Source organism: Marinicauda pacifica (genome assembly GCF_004793635.1).
Taxonomy (GTDB): domain Bacteria; phylum Pseudomonadota; class Alphaproteobacteria; order Caulobacterales; family Maricaulaceae; genus Marinicauda; species Marinicauda pacifica.
On record NZ_SRXV01000001.1, the window covers coordinates 352,973 to 367,500 of the forward strand.

At 64.4% G+C, this 14,528-nt stretch carries 18 protein-coding genes and 1 tRNA gene (1 of these 19 cut by a window edge); 9 read left to right on the forward strand and 10 right to left on the reverse strand.

Annotated features, from left to right (window positions below):
* Positions 1-78 precede the first annotated feature (78 nt).
* Together E5162_RS01795 and E5162_RS01800 are read right to left on the reverse strand one after the other, a co-directional pair.
* A complete protein-coding gene (locus E5162_RS01795; protein WP_135943242.1) occupies positions 79-456 on the reverse strand; it encodes a helix-turn-helix domain-containing protein in 378 nt (125 codons plus the stop codon).
* A gap of 113 nt (positions 457-569) precedes the next feature.
* Complete coding sequence (locus tag E5162_RS01800; RefSeq protein ID WP_135943243.1) at positions 570-1,064, reverse strand: SixA phosphatase family protein; 495 nt, start codon at positions 1,062-1,064, stop codon at positions 570-572.
* Between the two features lie 133 nt (positions 1,065-1,197).
* Between E5162_RS01800 and E5162_RS01805 the strand changes: the two genes are divergently transcribed.
* The 6 genes from E5162_RS01805 (at position 1,198) to E5162_RS01830 (ending at position 3,687) form a co-directional block, all read left to right on the forward strand.
* Entirely contained in the window at positions 1,198-1,833 is a 636-nt protein-coding gene (locus E5162_RS01805) for a peroxiredoxin (protein ID WP_135943244.1), read from the forward strand.
* A gap of 145 nt (positions 1,834-1,978) precedes the next feature.
* The gene (locus tag E5162_RS01810) at positions 1,979-2,245 is read left to right on the forward strand and encodes a hypothetical protein (RefSeq protein WP_135943245.1); all 267 of its coding nucleotides are present in this window, start codon (positions 1,979-1,981) and stop codon (positions 2,243-2,245) included.
* Positions 2,242-2,676: a hypothetical protein gene (locus E5162_RS01815; protein ID WP_135943246.1), complete on the forward strand. Its 435-nt coding sequence runs from the start codon at positions 2,242-2,244 to the stop codon at positions 2,674-2,676. The genes E5162_RS01810 and E5162_RS01815 overlap by 4 nt, the downstream gene beginning before the upstream one ends.
* On the forward strand, positions 2,673-2,870 hold the full coding sequence (locus tag E5162_RS01820) for a helix-turn-helix transcriptional regulator (protein ID WP_135943247.1): 198 nt from the start codon (positions 2,673-2,675) through the stop codon (positions 2,868-2,870). The genes E5162_RS01815 and E5162_RS01820 overlap by 4 nt, the downstream gene beginning before the upstream one ends.
* Before the next feature lie 105 nt (positions 2,871-2,975).
* Positions 2,976-3,064 (forward strand) — tRNA-Leu (locus E5162_RS01825).
* 20 nt (positions 3,065-3,084) lie between these two features.
* Positions 3,085-3,687, forward strand: coding sequence for a DNA-3-methyladenine glycosylase family protein (locus E5162_RS01830; protein ID WP_135943248.1), 603 nt, complete (start codon positions 3,085-3,087; stop codon positions 3,685-3,687).
* Here the strand turns inward: E5162_RS01830 and E5162_RS01835 are convergent.
* Both E5162_RS01835 and E5162_RS01840 read right to left on the reverse strand, forming a co-directional pair.
* On the reverse strand, positions 3,684-4,574 hold the full coding sequence (locus E5162_RS01835) for a crotonase/enoyl-CoA hydratase family protein (protein ID WP_135943249.1): 891 nt from the start codon (positions 4,572-4,574) through the stop codon (positions 3,684-3,686). The genes E5162_RS01830 and E5162_RS01835 overlap by 4 nt on opposite strands.
* Positions 4,571-5,734, reverse strand: a complete 1,164-nt coding sequence (locus tag E5162_RS01840) for a CaiB/BaiF CoA transferase family protein (protein ID WP_158291162.1) — start codon at positions 5,732-5,734, stop codon at positions 4,571-4,573. Before E5162_RS01840 ends, E5162_RS01835 begins: the two co-directional genes overlap by 4 nt.
* 106 nt (positions 5,735-5,840) lie before the next feature.
* Between E5162_RS01840 and E5162_RS01845 the strand changes: the two genes are divergently transcribed.
* Complete coding sequence (locus E5162_RS01845; protein WP_158291163.1) at positions 5,841-6,692, forward strand: sulfurtransferase; 852 nt, start codon at positions 5,841-5,843, stop codon at positions 6,690-6,692.
* On the opposite strand, the gene tyrS is transcribed toward E5162_RS01845, so the two are convergent.
* Complete coding sequence (gene tyrS, locus E5162_RS01850; RefSeq protein ID WP_135943252.1) at positions 6,689-7,960, reverse strand: tyrosine--tRNA ligase; 1,272 nt, start codon at positions 7,958-7,960, stop codon at positions 6,689-6,691. The two genes, E5162_RS01845 and tyrS, sit on opposite strands and share 4 nt — an antisense overlap.
* Before the next feature lie 222 nt (positions 7,961-8,182).
* Here tyrS and E5162_RS01855 point away from each other — a divergent pair, with 222 nt between their 5' ends.
* Entirely contained in the window at positions 8,183-9,145 is a 963-nt protein-coding gene (locus E5162_RS01855) for an NAD(P)H-dependent flavin oxidoreductase (RefSeq protein WP_135943253.1), read from the forward strand.
* A gap of 80 nt (positions 9,146-9,225) precedes the next feature.
* Here E5162_RS01855 and hfaD read toward each other — a convergent pair whose 3' ends face one another.
* Genes hfaD through hfaA form a run of 3 tightly spaced genes read right to left on the reverse strand, consistent with a single transcriptional unit; the run spans position 9,226 to position 11,825 of the window.
* Positions 9,226-10,407: a holdfast anchor protein HfaD gene (hfaD, locus tag E5162_RS01860; protein ID WP_135943254.1), complete on the reverse strand. Its 1,182-nt coding sequence runs from the start codon at positions 10,405-10,407 to the stop codon at positions 9,226-9,228.
* Entirely contained in the window at positions 10,367-11,359 is a 993-nt protein-coding gene (gene hfaB / locus E5162_RS01865) for a holdfast anchoring protein HfaB (protein WP_135943255.1), read from the reverse strand. Before hfaB ends, hfaD begins: the two co-directional genes overlap by 41 nt.
* Positions 11,352-11,825 carry a holdfast anchoring protein HfaA gene (gene hfaA / locus E5162_RS01870; RefSeq protein ID WP_158291164.1) on the reverse strand — a complete coding sequence of 158 codons (474 nt, stop codon included), beginning with the start codon at positions 11,823-11,825 and terminating at the stop codon, positions 11,352-11,354. The genes hfaB and hfaA overlap by 8 nt, the downstream gene beginning before the upstream one ends.
* 202 nt (positions 11,826-12,027) lie before the next feature.
* On the opposite strand from hfaA, the gene E5162_RS01875 reads away from it, so the two are divergent.
* The gene (locus tag E5162_RS01875) at positions 12,028-12,660 is read left to right on the forward strand and encodes a rhomboid family intramembrane serine protease (protein WP_158291165.1); all 633 of its coding nucleotides are present in this window, start codon (positions 12,028-12,030) and stop codon (positions 12,658-12,660) included.
* Positions 12,661-13,022: 362 nt separating this feature from the next.
* Here the strand turns inward: E5162_RS01875 and E5162_RS01880 are convergent, their stop codons facing one another.
* On the reverse strand, positions 13,023-13,637 hold the full coding sequence (locus E5162_RS01880) for a GDYXXLXY domain-containing protein (RefSeq protein ID WP_158291166.1): 615 nt from the start codon (positions 13,635-13,637) through the stop codon (positions 13,023-13,025).
* Positions 13,634-14,528, reverse strand: partial view of a DUF2157 domain-containing protein gene (locus E5162_RS01885; RefSeq protein ID WP_158291167.1) — the 3' portion only. 416 nt of this gene lie beyond the right edge of the window; the window shows 895 of its 1,311 coding nt (coding positions 417-1,311); its start codon lies off the right edge, out of view — the gene reads right to left on this strand; its stop codon occupies positions 13,634-13,636. The genes E5162_RS01880 and E5162_RS01885 overlap by 4 nt, the downstream gene beginning before the upstream one ends.

Here is a 14,528-nt window from a genome sequence, read left to right on the forward strand (position 1 = left end):
TTAAAACGCGAATCAGTGCGGACGTTGGTCTTGGGGAAGAGGCACGAAGGCGGGGGTAAGTGTTCCGCGAAGAGGCCGTCAGGCGTGGAGATCGTTGAGGATCTTGTCACACCGTTCGATAGCCGCGCGCCGGGTCTCTTCGCTTTCCACCGAGGCCAGACGCAGAGCGAGCCGGGTCACCTCGACTGGAAGCGTGGGGATGTCCGAATCGCCGGCGTCCGCGGTCTCGGGAAGATCATCGAAAAACGCGCTGACCGGCACCTGCAGAACCTGGGCGGCTTCGTACAGACGCCCCGAACCGATGCGGTTGGCACCGCGCTCATACTTCTGCACTTGCTGGAAGGTCACGCCCAGCTGTTTGGCGAGCTGAACCTGGGAAATATTCCTGGCACAGCGGAAAAGTCTAAGCTTGGCACCGATTTCAAGATCGATAGGGGTCGCGGACCGTGCGCTCAATATTTCTCTCCCAAAGGCTCTTTCTTGTGCGGAAGGTTCCGCGTTTCAGGGGGCGGATCATTCTCGCTAGAGACTGGAAATGGAAGGGGTCAAAGTCAGTTTAAGTTGATGTATCAGGCTTTTGGGTTGTAATTGAGAAGTTGATGTACGGTATTCATTGAATTGGCCTCAGCCACAAGGTCGAACGCGGCGGCAGAGCTTGTCGCAAACCCGTGCGGCCATTGGCTGAGCGTTCCGGCCCGGGCGGCGAGTTCATGGGCAAAGCCGCCGACGCCCGGGTTGTGCCCGATAACCGCGAGCGTTTGCGCACCGGCCTCAAAAGCCTCCAGCGAGGCCCGGATCAGCATGGAGGTCGACGCGTGGTAGAGCGCCATTGGACTCTCGATGCGCGGGTCTCCCAGCGTGGAAGCGAGATGAGCCCAGGTTTCCTGGGTGCGCCGAGCCGGAGATACGAGCGCGAGATCGGCCTTCAGCCCGGTCCGGGCCAGCGCTTCAGCCAGCCGTTCGGCATCGGCGTGGCCGCGCTCTGTCAGATAACGGTCGAAGTCCTCGTCCGCCTCGCTGCGGTCGATGGTCTTGGCGTGGCGCGCGATAATGATGTGGACCATTGGAAAGACGGCTCGTGCAGGTAGCTGAAATCGATCGGCATCCCTCTCTAGAGGGGTTGCGCCGCCTGAGGAGTGAGGCCAAGTAAGACGCTATCTCAGTGCTGGCCGCAACCCTTTGCGAAGGAGAAATGAAATGTCCCTCTTGCTCGGCGATACCGCCCCGAACTTTCAAGCCGAAACTACCGAAGGCAAAATCGATTTCCACGACTGGATCGGTGATGACTGGGTCGTGTTCTTTTCGCACCCTGCCGACTACACGCCGGTTTGCACGACCGAGCTCGGCTATACCGCCAAGCTGAAGGACGAGTTTGCCAAGCGCGGGACGAAGGCGATCGCCCTGTCCGTCGATCCGGTGGAAGACCATCACGGCTGGATCAAGGACATCGAGGAAACCCAGGGCTGCAAGGTTAATTTCCCGATCATTGCCGATACCGACCGCAAGGTTTCCGAACTCTACTCGATGATCCACCCGAAGGCCGATCCGAAGGTCACCGTGCGTGCGGTCTACATCATCGACTCCGACAAGAAGATTCGCGCGACGTTCACCTACCCGCCGAGCGCCGGCCGCAACTTCAACGAAATCCTGCGCCTGATCGATTCCCTGCAGCTGACCTCCGGCTACAAGGTGGCCACTCCGGTCAACTGGAATGATGGCGAGGACGTTATCGTGGTTCCCTCGCTCAGCGATGAGGAGGCCACCAAGCTCTTCCCGAAAGGCTACAAGACGGTGAAGCCGTATCTGCGCGTAACGCCGCAGCCTAACAAGTAGATTAATCAGAGACTTGACCGTGAATGACCGCTCTGGCGAGGCCAGGGCGGTCATTTTTTTCGGCAATTTGGTCAAGGCTCCTTGACGTCAAGTTTCCTTGACGATATGTCAGTAAAGGTTACTTGACATAACTGGAGGAACTGACATGACATTGACCTCGAAATCCATCCGCCGGACGGTTTTCCTGTTTGCCGTTGCCGGTGTCGTCCTAGCCTGGGCCGTGCTCGGCGCTACGCTCCTGCTGGATACGACGCGTCCGGTCCGCCTGGTCGCCGCATTTGCGGCTGCGCTGGCGACCGAGGGGCTGTTCTGGCTTGGGGTGGGGCTTCTGGGCTGGTCGGCAGTAGATCGCCGCCAGGCACTCTGGCACTGGATCACCGGACGCCGGGCAGCGAATGGAGAAGTTAGTTGATCAATCTGATCCCGGAATCGAGTTCTGCCCCGCCGGCGGCCCGCAAACGGTACAACCGGGCCAATATCGGCATCACGGTCCTCTTTCTGCCGGTCATGCTGGGCACGACCTGGCTGGGAGAGACCGGGGCAAGCCCGGTTCTGGTCGCCGTCGGCGTCGTGTTGACGATCGGCCTGATCGCCGCCCTGGTCTACGAGTTCGTGCGGCTCATGCTCGCGCTCGACGAACTCCAGAACCGCATCCATGTGACCGCTCTTGCGATCGGGTTCGGGGCCGTCACGCTGACCATGCTTGCGCTCGGGTTCATTGACGCCTTGCTCGGTTTTCCGAACCCCGGCGAGCATTGGCCGGTCCTGGCGATCTTGATGTTTCCGACGGGCTCTTTCGTCTACTATATCGCCCTTCACCTGATCTTGAGGCGGTATCGATGAAGAACCGCCTCAAGGAGTTGCGGGCCGAACATGGCTGGAGCCAGCAGGCACTCGGCGAGCGGCTGGAGGTTTCTCGCCAGACGGTCAACGCGCTCGAAACGGGCAAGTACGCGCCTTCCTTGCCCCTCGCATTCAAGATCGGCCGGGTCTTTAACCTGAAGATCGAAGAGATTTTCAGTGACGAGGCGGAATAGCCCCGCGTCCACGCGTATTCTGCGCTTTCATCCAGCGCCGCTCTTCCAATCTGTGCGCGTGTCGGCTTATTGAGGTGGGGTCCTGCCTGTACGAGCCGGGGCAATGCGGGCGTGGCGGAACTGGTAGACGCACCGGACTTAAAATCCGTTGGAGGGCAACCTCCGTGCCGGTTCGATTCCGGCCGCCCGCACCATTTTTTCAGGGCCTGGTCCAATGAGCGCAATTCACGAGCACTGCCTGGGCGCGGCCCAGACCCTGTCTCCGGACCTCACCGACGCGCTGCAGCGTCTCGGACCACTCCACCTGCCCTGCGACGACTCACAGCCGCTGGCCGAACGCCTGGCCCGTTCCGTGGCCGGTCAGCAGCTGAGCGTAAAGGCAGCCGGAACGATCTGGTCGCGTGTGTGCGCTGCAGCCGGGGAAGGTCCTCTGCTCGATTTTCTCGATCCGCGAAACGAGAAGACCTTGCGCGCCTGCGGCCTGTTCGGTGCAAAGACCGCTGCGGTGTACGCCATCGCATTCGAGGCCCGGGAGAACGGGCTGACCCGCGAGGCCCTCAAGAATCTTGGTGCCCCTGAGCGGGCCCGCCGACTGACGGCCATAAAGGGCGTAGGGCCGTGGACGGCGGACATGGTGAACCTGTTCTATTTCGGCGAAGAGGATATCTGGCCCGAAGGCGATGTGACCGCGCGCAAGACCCTGATTTCGCTCACCAGCAAGCGCCGCAAGACGGTGCGAAGCGCCGAGCGATTCGCACCGTATCGCAGCTATCTCGCCCTCTATATGTGGCGCTGGGTCGACGCGCGGCCCGACTAGCCTTTGCCGGACGATTTCGCACCGCGCGTGTGCGGGCGCTTGCTCACGCCTTCGGCGATCGGATCGCCAGAGTCGCGTTCCTTCACGGCCTGTTTGAACCCCACCTCCTGCGCGCGCTTGCGGAACCACAGCCCCTCGGGCGAGTGGCGCGCGATTCCATCAAAGATCGTGGCAAAGCGCTGGGTGTTGGACAGGCCCTGGGCCTCGACCGCCTGATTGACGACCATCTTGGTCATCATCAGCTGGTTTCGCGGTACGCCGGACAGCCGCCCTGCCAGACGCTCGACCGCGGAGTCCAGCTTGTCCTCCGGGACGGTCTCAAGCGCGAGCCCGATTCGCACCGCTTCCTTCCCGTCTATGAGTTCACCGGTCATCATCATGCGCTTGGCCTGCTGCGGCCCGAGGCGGTGAACCCACATGGACGGCGTCGGCACGCCCCAGACCCGCGCCGGCGGGTAACCGATACGCGCATCTTCGGCCATGATGACAAAGTCGCAGCACAGGGCGATGTCGGAGCCGCCGGCCGCGGCGGCACCGTGGACGCGGGCAATGGTCGGCTTGTGGGAACGCCACAGTGACATGAAGTCCTGCGTGTTGCGCTCCATGAACGCGAAATCGATCATCGGGTCCCAGGGCATGTCCTGGCTGCCGGGGATCTCGCCTTCGGTCTCGGCGTATTCGACCAGATCGTAGCCGCCGCAAAATCCCTTTCCCGCACCGCGTACGACGATGACATGCACTTCCGGGTCGGCCTCGGCCCGCTCCACGGCGGCTCGAATCTCCCCGGGCATCTCGTCATTGATGGCGTTGAAGCGTTCGGGACGGTTCAGGGTGATCGTCGCGATGCGTGCGTCGCGTTCGTAAAGAAGGCTGGAATATTCGCTCATGCGCCGGCTCCGGTCAGGGTTGCGATCTCGTCGTCGTCAAAACCGGACGCCTGCAACAAGGTTCGGGTGTCCTGCCCGATCGCGCTGCCCGCCACGGCATTCAGGCCGGGCCGCTCGCCATCGAATCGTGCCGGGCTGGCGGGCAGGCGAAGACGGCCGGCCTTTCCACCATCCGCCTCGTAGAGAAAGCCGCTATTGAGCAGCTGGGGATGGGTCAGCATGTCCTCGGAGGTGTTCACCTTGCCGGCCGGTACGCCCTTTTCACGCAGGCGGGCCAATACCGTTTCGACAGAGAGGCTGGCCACATTGGGCTCGCAGCGTTCGCGAATCGTGTCCCAGTTCAGGAACCGGCTGGCCATATCGGCGCAGCGCTCGTCCTCGAGCAGATCCAGCGCCTCGACGGCCTCGCACCAGCCGCCGAATTCCTTCTCCGACAGCATCACGACGACAAACCAGCCGTCCTTCGCCTTCCAGGGACGATACACCTTGGCGATGTTCGGTCCCGGGCGCACCGGATCGGCCAGCGTCAGCGGCATGTGCACATCCATCCAGGCGAAGGCGGTCGCGGCCTCCAGCATGGAGACCTCGACCCGCTTGCCCTTCCCGGTCGTGGCGCGTGCGGCGAGGGCGGCCGTCACCGCCTGGCACAGATAGAGCCCGGAGACCTTGTCGCAGATATATTGCGGATAGAGCGCCGGGTCCTCGTCGCCGGGCCGGGCGGCCAGCCCGCTTTCGGCCTGGATGACGGGGTCATAGGCCCGCACGTCGCGCAGCGGCATTTCGGACCCGAATCCCGTGACCTCGCCGACGATCAGGCGCGGATAGCGTGCCTGGAGTTCGTCCGGATCGAGCCCGAGGCGCTCCGCAACGCCCGGCCGGTAATTATGCAGGAGGATGTCGGCATCGCCGAGCAGCCGGTGGAGGGCACCACGCCCCGACGCATCGGTCAGATCGAGGCTGATCAGCGTCTTGCCGCGTCCAAGAACGTGATGGGTCGAACTGGCGCCATCGCCGGCGATATAGCCCAGACGCCGGATGAGATCGCCGGCCGGCGGTTCGACCTTGATAACCTCTGCGCCCTGCTGCGCCAGGATCAGGCTGGCCAGCGGACCGGCGACAACCGTGGTCAGGTCGATGACCCGCACCCCGTCGAGAACCATGATTTTCCTCCCTTTTTCAGCCGCCGCTTTTCGCGGCTCGCGTTTTGGATCAGGGTGGAACCGAATTCGCTCTCGCGCAATGGCGTGTGCTGGAAGAGGTGCAAAGATGAGCACGGTTCGATTTGGTGTGACCGAGCCCCGCCGCCCCGGGACAGTCCTGGTCGATGCCACCTGGTTCATGCCGGGCGCAGCCGCGCAGACCGGCGCCCAGCTTTTCGATGCGCGGCGGTTGGCCGGAGCGGTGTATTTCGATATCGATGCGGTCAGCGACCCGACCAGCGCGCTGCCCCATATGGCGCCTGGCGCCGCGCGGTTTCAGCGCTGGCTATCCGCTTACGGCCTGAGCGCTGAAGAATCATTCATCATCTACGATCAGAATTCAGGGTTCGCGTCGGCGCGGGTCTGGTGGACTTTCCTGCGATTCGGCCTGCAGGCGCGTATTCTCGATGGCGGGTTTGCCGCCGCTCTGAAGGCTGGCTGGCAAGTAGAAACCGGGCCACCCCCGCCGCGCAACGAAATGCCCGACGCCGATACGTCCGATCGCTACGCCGGCATGGTCATGCACGACACCACGATGAGCTGGGCCGATGTGCTGACCCACTCCAAGGCGGGTGATGCGCTGATCGTGGATGCGCGCCCGGCCGGGCGGTTCGAGGGACGCGACCGCGAACCGCGCGAGGGCCTGGCGTCGGGTCACATACCCGGATCGGTCAATCTGCCCTTCGGTGCGTTGCTCGATGCGGACGGACGCATGAAGCAGGGCGCAGCACTGAAGCGCGTTCTGCCGGACGTCGATCCGGCCCGGCGCGTCGTGACCACGTGCGGATCGGGCGTGACCGCCGCGATTCTCTACGCGGCCTTCGCCGAGGTCGGCTTCCACGATGTGTGGCTCTATGACGGGTCCTGGACCGAATGGGCGGGCCGCGGTGACCTGCCGGTTGCGACGGGGCCGGCCTAGAAGCGGATCAGGAAGCGCTTTGCCTTGCCGACCGAAAGCACGACCGCACCAGCCTGTCCGGCGAGGGCGGAGAGGTCGGCGGTTTCATCGCCCAGCTTCGCGCCGTTGGCCGACACGGCGTTCTGCTTGATGAGGCGGCGCGCTTCGCCTTTCGAGGCGGCCGCGCCGACATTCGCCATGGCATCAATCAGGCTCAGCGCCTCACCGGCGGCGGCCTGATAGGTCGGCACTGCGCTTGCGATCATGTCGACCAGTTCTGCGTCGAGATCCGTGGCCTGACCAGAGAAGATGACGGCGCTGGCCCGTTCGCACAGCGCGGTCTGGCTGGCCCCGTGCACCCGCGTGGTCAGCCAGCGCGCAAGGGCCTTCTGCGGCTCGCGCAGATGGGCTTCGACTGCTTCCAGTGCCTCGATGTCACCCAGGGGCAGATCGGTCAGCCACCGCAGGAATTTGGGCGCATCTGCGTCCGCGGTATTGAGCCAGAACTGGTAGAATTCGTACGGGCTCGTCAGCTCGGGGTCGAGCCAGACCGCGCCCTTCTCGGACTTGCCGTACTTCTTGCCTTCCGAGTTGGTCAGCAAGGGATAGGTAAGGGCGTGGCCCTGCACGCTTTCCATGCGCCGCAGCAGGTCGACCCCGCCGACGATATTGCCCCACTGGTCCGACCCGCCCATCTGCATCAGGCAACCATGTTCGCGGTAGAGGTGGACGAAATCGTAGCCTTGCAGGAGCTGGTAGGAAAATTCGGTAAAGCTGATTCCCTGCTCGCGGCTCTCGATCCGGTTGCGCACCGAGTCCTTGGTCAGCATCGCATTGACCGAGAAGTGCTTTCCGACATCGCGCAGGAAGCGCACGACGCTCATGTCCTGCCACCAGTCGCCATTATTCACGAAGATCGGCGCCGGGCCTTCGGTGCGCGCGAACAGCGATTCCATCTGGGCGCGCTGGCTCGCGATATTGGCCTGTACGGCCTCCTCGTTCTGAAGCGAGCGCTCGGTATCCTTGCCGGACGGATCGCCGATCATGCCGGTCGCGCCGCCAAGCAAAACAATGATCTGGCCGCCGCGTTGACGATAGCGGTCCATGCCCAGCAGCGGCATCAGATTGCCGGCGTGCAGGCTCGGCGCGCTGGGATCGAAGCCGACATAGAGCGGCGGGCGCTGGGTTTCGAGCACCGAATCGGTGAGTTCCGCGGTCTTCTGATGAAGAAGTCCACGCGCCTCGAGATCGGCGAGAAACGGAAGAGGAGTGGTGCGGGCGTCGGTCATCGATCAGGGTCCGGCAATGCCAAGTCTTCGGGAAAGGAGCGCGTAGCCGCTCAAGCCGCGGTTTTCAACAAACAAGCGCGTCTGGCTTGCGAACGCGGACCGATTGGTCCCACGTGGCGCCTCTTTTCACATCGCCCTCTTTCGCTGGCCGAAAACCGCGTTAGCTTTGGAGCCAAGTGAACGGCGTTCAATCGCCCGTCATATCAATCAGGGGAGGGGCCGTTGGCCGAACTCAAAGCGCTTGAAGGACGTCTGCGTCTGCCGGTTATCGGCGCGCCGCTTTTCATCATTTCCAATCCCAAGCTGGTGATTGCCCAGTGCAAGGCCGGTGTGGTCGGCTCTTTCCCGGCGCTCAACGCCCGGCCCCAGTCCCAGCTGGACGAGTGGCTCGACGAGATCACGAGCGAGCTGGAGAGCTACAACGAGAAGAACCCGGACAGCCCCGCGGCCCCGTTCGCGGTGAACCAGATCGTGCACCGGTCCAATGACCGGCTGGAGGCCGACCTCGCGACCTGCGAGAAATACAAGGTACCGCTGGTCATCACCTCGCTGGGTGCGCGCGAGGAGCTGAACCAGGCCGTCCAGGGCTGGGGCGGCCAGACGATGCACGACATCATCAATGTGAAATTTGCCCGTAAGGCCCTGGAAAAAGGGGCTGATGGCCTGATCGCCGTGTGCTCGGGCGCGGGCGGGCATGCCGGGACGCTGTCGCCGTTTGCGCTGATCAGCGAGATTCGCGAATTCTTCGACGGCCCGCTGGCGCTCTCAGGGTCGATCTCGACCGGAGCCGGTGTGCTGGCGGCGCAGGCCCTGGGCGCCGACTACGCCTATATCGGCTCGGCCTTCATCGCGACGGAAGAGGCGCGTGCCACCGACGAGTACAAGGAAGGCATCGTGGAAGGACGCGCGGAAGACATTGTTTACACGAACCTTTTCACTGGCGTTCACGGCAATTACCTGCGCCGCTCCATCGCCTCGGCCGGACTCGATCCGGACAACCTGCCCGAAAGCGACCCCTCGGCGATGAATTTCGGATCGGGCGGCGGCAGCGACGCCAAGGCCTGGAAAGACATCTGGGGCTCGGGCCAGGGTATCGGCTCGGTGAAACAGGTCCAGCCGGCGGAAAATTTCGTCAAGCAACTGGAAAGTCAGTATAACGGGGCGAAGCGGCGGATCTGCAGCTAGGCCGGACCGCCTCTGACCGGACACAAAAAGGCGCGCGAGGGAGGTCTCCTCGCGCGCCTTTTTCGATTGTTTTTAAGAGGTTAGCCGCCGTTCGGGCTGACCGTCGCGAAGGTCGAGGCGTTGCCGACCGCCGTCGCGCTGCCGGTCACGGCGCCGACATAGCCGTCATAGGACTGGCTGACGCCGGAGAACACGTTGCCGCTGTTGAGCTGGCGCGTATTGGCGTCGAGTCCGACGGGACACTCTGAACAGATATACCCCGATTGCGCATTGCCCATGGCCGAGCTGGTGGCAAAGGCCGACTGGCCCGATCCGCCTTGCATGACGACGTTTGCCGAGACATTGCCGGAATTGGTCTGGCCCACGCCGGCATAGGCGTCTGCCCCGAAATTGGAGAGGAGAACCTGGTTGCCGACCGCGTTGGCGGACCCGACCAGCGGACCGTTCTCGAAGGCGCCGACGCCCATGCGGGTCATCGCCTCGACGTCGCCGGAATTCATCTGCTCGCCCTGCATGTGGGCGTAGCCCCATTCATTATAGAGGTTGGCGGTGTTGCCCGCGGCCTGGCTGGCGACGGTCGCGCCGTAGTCGGCATTGGCGATATCGGCCTCGGCGGTCGCGGAGATATTCCCGCCATTGGACTGGTCTATGTCCATGATCGTGCTGGAGTTCGTGCCGCCGGCAGTCACGCTATTGCCCGCTGCGGTCGCAGTCTGAACGGTCGTTTCGATCTCGGCATTGTCCGCTTCGAGTCGCGTTTCGGCGCGCACATCGCTGCCAGAGCTCTGTGTCAAAGCGAGATTGGCTTCAGAGTCCGCGGTTGCGATTTCGGCGGCATTGGCCGTCGCCTGGCTGTTGGACACGACATGGCCGGCATAGTCACCAAGACGCAGTGCTGACAGCGCGCTAACCGTGCCTGAGCCCGCTACTTGTTGCACATCGGCGTCTATGTTCGTGCTGGCTGCCGCTGTTAGCGCATTACCTTGCGCGGTCGCGTTCGAGCTCGCGACTCCATAGACCGATTGCGCCTCGATCACCGATCGCGCGGTGATATCCCCCGAAACCGACTGAGTACTCCCCAGGGTGGTCCATTCGACCACTTCGCCGGTCACGGAGTTGGCCTGGGCGATGGCGATCCCGGTCACGGCTTCGGTGCCGGCGACCTCGTGACGGGACTCCGCGCGCGTCTCGGCCGCGTCGTTCGTCTGGTCGTTGGTCTGGCTACTGGTAGGTTCCGCGAAGCTGGCTGCGGATATCAGCATCGCGGCGCTCGTGCCCGCGATCAACGTTCGAGCGAGCCTGGACATAGGGAGCCTCCGTTGGGGCATAGGACGTGGCGACCTGAACGCCGCCGGTAATGTCGGTCGATCCGCCGATCGGATCGTCAAAGGCACAAGTCTCATTCGGCGCGACGCCGTAGAGCTGGGCCGAGATTTCGACCACGGCGCGTTCGATGACGCTGCGCACGGCCAGCTGGACCGGTTCGAGCGAGCGGCCGCCGGCCGAAGCATCGAGAACCACGTCGCCGAAGAAGGCGAAGACGCCGGCCGAGAGTTCGCGGCCGATGATCTGCTTCTGGTAGGAGATGACGTCGACCACTTCGAGCGTGCGCGAATCGATCAGGCGCAGGTCGAGGCCGACATTCATCACGTAGAGACGGCGCGAGAACACCCCGGCCGGGTCGGAGTCCACCGAGTCGCCGGCGAACAGGTCCTGGCCGTTGGAGCGGATATTGGCGTTCAGCTCGGTGATGCCGCCGACCAGGTAATAGTCGGAGGACGGCATCGCGCCGGCGTGAATCTGGCGCAGGCCTTGGGCCTCGCCCGAATCGCCGAGCAGCTGGGAGTTGGCGTAGCGCAGTTCCAGCTCGGCCACCGAGGTGTCGTAGCGTTCCACCAGGCGCGCACCGGCCTTGGCAAAGGCGCTCATCGCCATCAGGGCCGCGCCTTGCGTGACTCGCGTGCCGCCTTCCGGTGCGATCTGGCCGGTATAGTCGTTGATGCGTCCCACCGCGATACGCGGCGCGAAGCCGCGCTGGTGGGCGTGGTTGGCCATGCAGACGAGCGCCTGGGAATAGGGGGTCGGGTTTGCGGTCACCGGGGCGCCGCCGGTCGGCGTCGCGTAGAGCCCGTCCGAACCCGGCGTCGAGGTGGCGCACGCCGTCACAGAAAGCGCGCTGGCGGCAATCGTCAAAAGGCGCTTCAGACTAGTCATTTTGCACCTCCGTCCGTGTCTGGGCTGCGGTCTCGCCGTTCGCGGCCGCGACCGCGCCCGCGACTGCGGCGATATCGCCGGTATTGGTCTGGGTGGAGTTGACGACCACCGTGTTGTAGCGCCCGCTCACGACCACGTTCAGCTGATTGCCGATGGCGGTGGCGTTCGACTGGGCAAACGGGCCGGTCTGGCCGTTGCCGCCGCCGGAGACCCCCCCCGAGACACCGCCATTGAATACGCCGGTCGCACTGGCCCGCGCCGAGACACCGACGCCGGTCTGGATGATGCCGTTGACGACCACCCGGTTGCCGCCGGCGCCGCGCGCGCCCTGATAGGGACGGGTCTCGTCGCCGACCGACGTGCCGTATGGCCTTGAAAATTCAGCGCCATTGGCGCTTTGCGCCTGGACAGGCGCGCTCGTGGCGAGAAAAACCGCAGACAGGGTGATGAGGGGCATGCACCGCATTGATGTGTCTCCTTTGAAGACGCTTGGGAGACGAGGCTGCAACGCGTGTGCCAGATCGTGTGCCGGACGCCAGGCCAGACAGTGGCCTGGATCGGAGAGGGGGAGGGGTGAAGCGTGCCCATTGGCCCGGGCGCGATAACGTCCCATGTTAGGCGGGAGCTGCGGCGCGCATGCTCCGTCAATTTCAAGGATGGCTTCGCCCATGCAAGAGCCCGCGCCGCGCGCGCCCATATTCAACCAGCTTCCCGCCGTCGTGGTCGGCCTGTCGGCCGCCATCGTGGCCGCGCACGCGCTCGGCGCGCTCTTCGTCCCGTTCCACCAGATCCAGATGTGGCTGGGCGCGCTGGTGACCGGGCGTCCGCCGGCGGGCTTTCCCGGCCAGCCGCTGAACGGCATTCCGGCCCTGGTCCTGCACGTCTTCGTGCACGGGGGCTGGACGCATCTGCTGATGAATCTCTTCATCCTGCTGGCCGCGGGCAATGTCGCGGCCCGCCCGTTCGGGCGCGGCGTGATGGCCGGCGCGGGATTTCTCGCCTTCTTCTTCCTGTGTGCCGCGGTGGGCGGCGCGTTCCACCTGCTGCTGTCCGGGCCGGAGTTCGGACTGATGATCGGCGCCTCGACGGGGGTGTCGGGCCTGATCGCGGCGGCCGGCTGGGCCACGGGCGGACGCACCGGCATGCTGCGCCTGGCGCTGCCCTGGCTGGTCATCAATATCGCAATGGGCCTGTTCGGCCTGTTCTATTCGCTGCCGATCAGCTGGGCCGGCCATATTGGCGGGCTCGTCGCCGGAGCGGTCTTCTATCCGCTGTTCGTGCGCTGGTTCCGGCGGGGGTAGGGCTGGTTCTACCCAGGACCTGTTGGAGATTTCGTGAGGCCAGGCCTCGGCTTTCCCGACCGGTCGGCTGGGGTTTCAGAGGGGGGCGGTTCCGGCGTTTCACGATCTCTGGGTCCTGACTTTCGTCAGGAAAGAGGTTTTGGTTATCGGAAGCAGGCCGTCATCCGATCCTTCGAGGCCCGGCTATGCCGGGCACCTCAGGATGAGGGAGAAGGTGAAATTATCCCTCTATTTTAAATAGATAATTTATACAAATGTCCAGCCCACAGCCCTCATGCTGAGGTGGTCGCGCAGCGGCCCTCGAAGCATCGGAGGGCAGGCTCAGACCTCTCGCATAAGGCCCCGGCTCTCCCTTTGGTCCCTCAGAACACCGTGTCCAGATGGTCCTCGCCGTCGATTTCCAGGCCCTTGATCACGGCGTCGCCTGAGTCCGAGAGCGAAACGATGAGGCGCAGGCGGCCCTGGTTGCGCAGGGTATCGAGCTCTGCGGCCGTTTCGGGATCGGCGTAATAGCGTTCCAGATTGTAACGCAGGGTCAGGACGTCGTGCAGGCTTCCTTCGACCGGGCGTTGCTCGATGACTGTTTCGCCAGACTCCGTCTGTCTCTCCACCTCTTCGAACTCGGTCATTTCAAAGCGGTATTCGACACGGCCGCAGATCCAGACGCCGCCATCGCCGCTTTCGCGGGCCGCCTCGACCGGGGTCCAGGCTGCGCCGCGCTCTTCGAGACGCAGGCAGAGCCGGTCGCCTGTGTCCCATTCGCGAGGCATGAGACCCAGGTCGCGCGTGTCGATTCGGTGAAGCGGGGTCTGGAGCTGGACGTAATAGCCCAGCAGCCAGTCGCGCGGATCGACCGGCTCGGTCTCGAGGCGAATCTCGGTGCCCGACCGGCGCGCCTGGGCGTGCAGGCCAACCATGGCGGCGAGCACCAGGCTCATGGCCAGGCAAAGGGCGAGAAGGCGCAGCGCGGCATTCATCGGGACTCTCCCTTCGTGCGGTTGAGCCTGAGCTGGACGCGGGCGGCGACCAGCGACACGGCGAAGAGCAGGACGCCGCCGGCCAGGAAGAAGACGGCGGTGCTGAGCAGGCTGCCGAACAAGGTGGCGTAGACATAGAGGCATTGGGCGATGAAGAGGAGAATGCCCAGCGTGCCGGCGACGCGCCGGCCTTCGCGGGCGCCCGATGCGATCAGGGCGGCGGCCAGCGCAAAGATCAGCGCGCCCACCACAAGCCGCAGGACAAAGACCGCCGACGGATCGAGCGCATGGGCGAGCGCCGGCAGGGCCAGGACCAGCCCGGCCGCCAGCGCGCCGAGCAGAGCGACCGGCAGCGCCATCGCGCGGGTGCGTACGCGCAAGGCAAGGACAGCGAACACGGCGAGGGTGACGATGCCGGCCGCGGCCAGCCCGGGGAGGGAGGCGGTTGGCATGGCGTCACGAGCGCCGAGACTTTCCAGCGGGAACTGGAGCGCCCATCCGCCGGCCAGGCCGAGCGCGAGGGCCCACAGGCCGAGAATGCCGGCGCCGAACCGGTTCCGCTCGCGTGCGAACAGGCCGGTCACAGCGATGAGTGCGGCGATCAGCACAAAGAGGGAGACTGACTGGATCTGCGTCAGCCCGGTCACATTGCCGGTGCGTTCCAGCATGAAGGCGAGCCAGACAAACAGGCTGAGCGAAAGGATGTGCGCGGCAATGCGCGATCGAAGCGCGCTGGCGCATCCGGCCATCACGAGCCAGAGCGGCAGGTAGCCCCAGACCAGATCGGGCGCGAGCGCATTGGCCAGTTCGGCGCCAAGCCAGCCCGCGCCGATCAGCGTCGCGAGAATGAGAGCCGGGCGGGAGGGAATCACCAGGGCGGTCGCCAGCGCG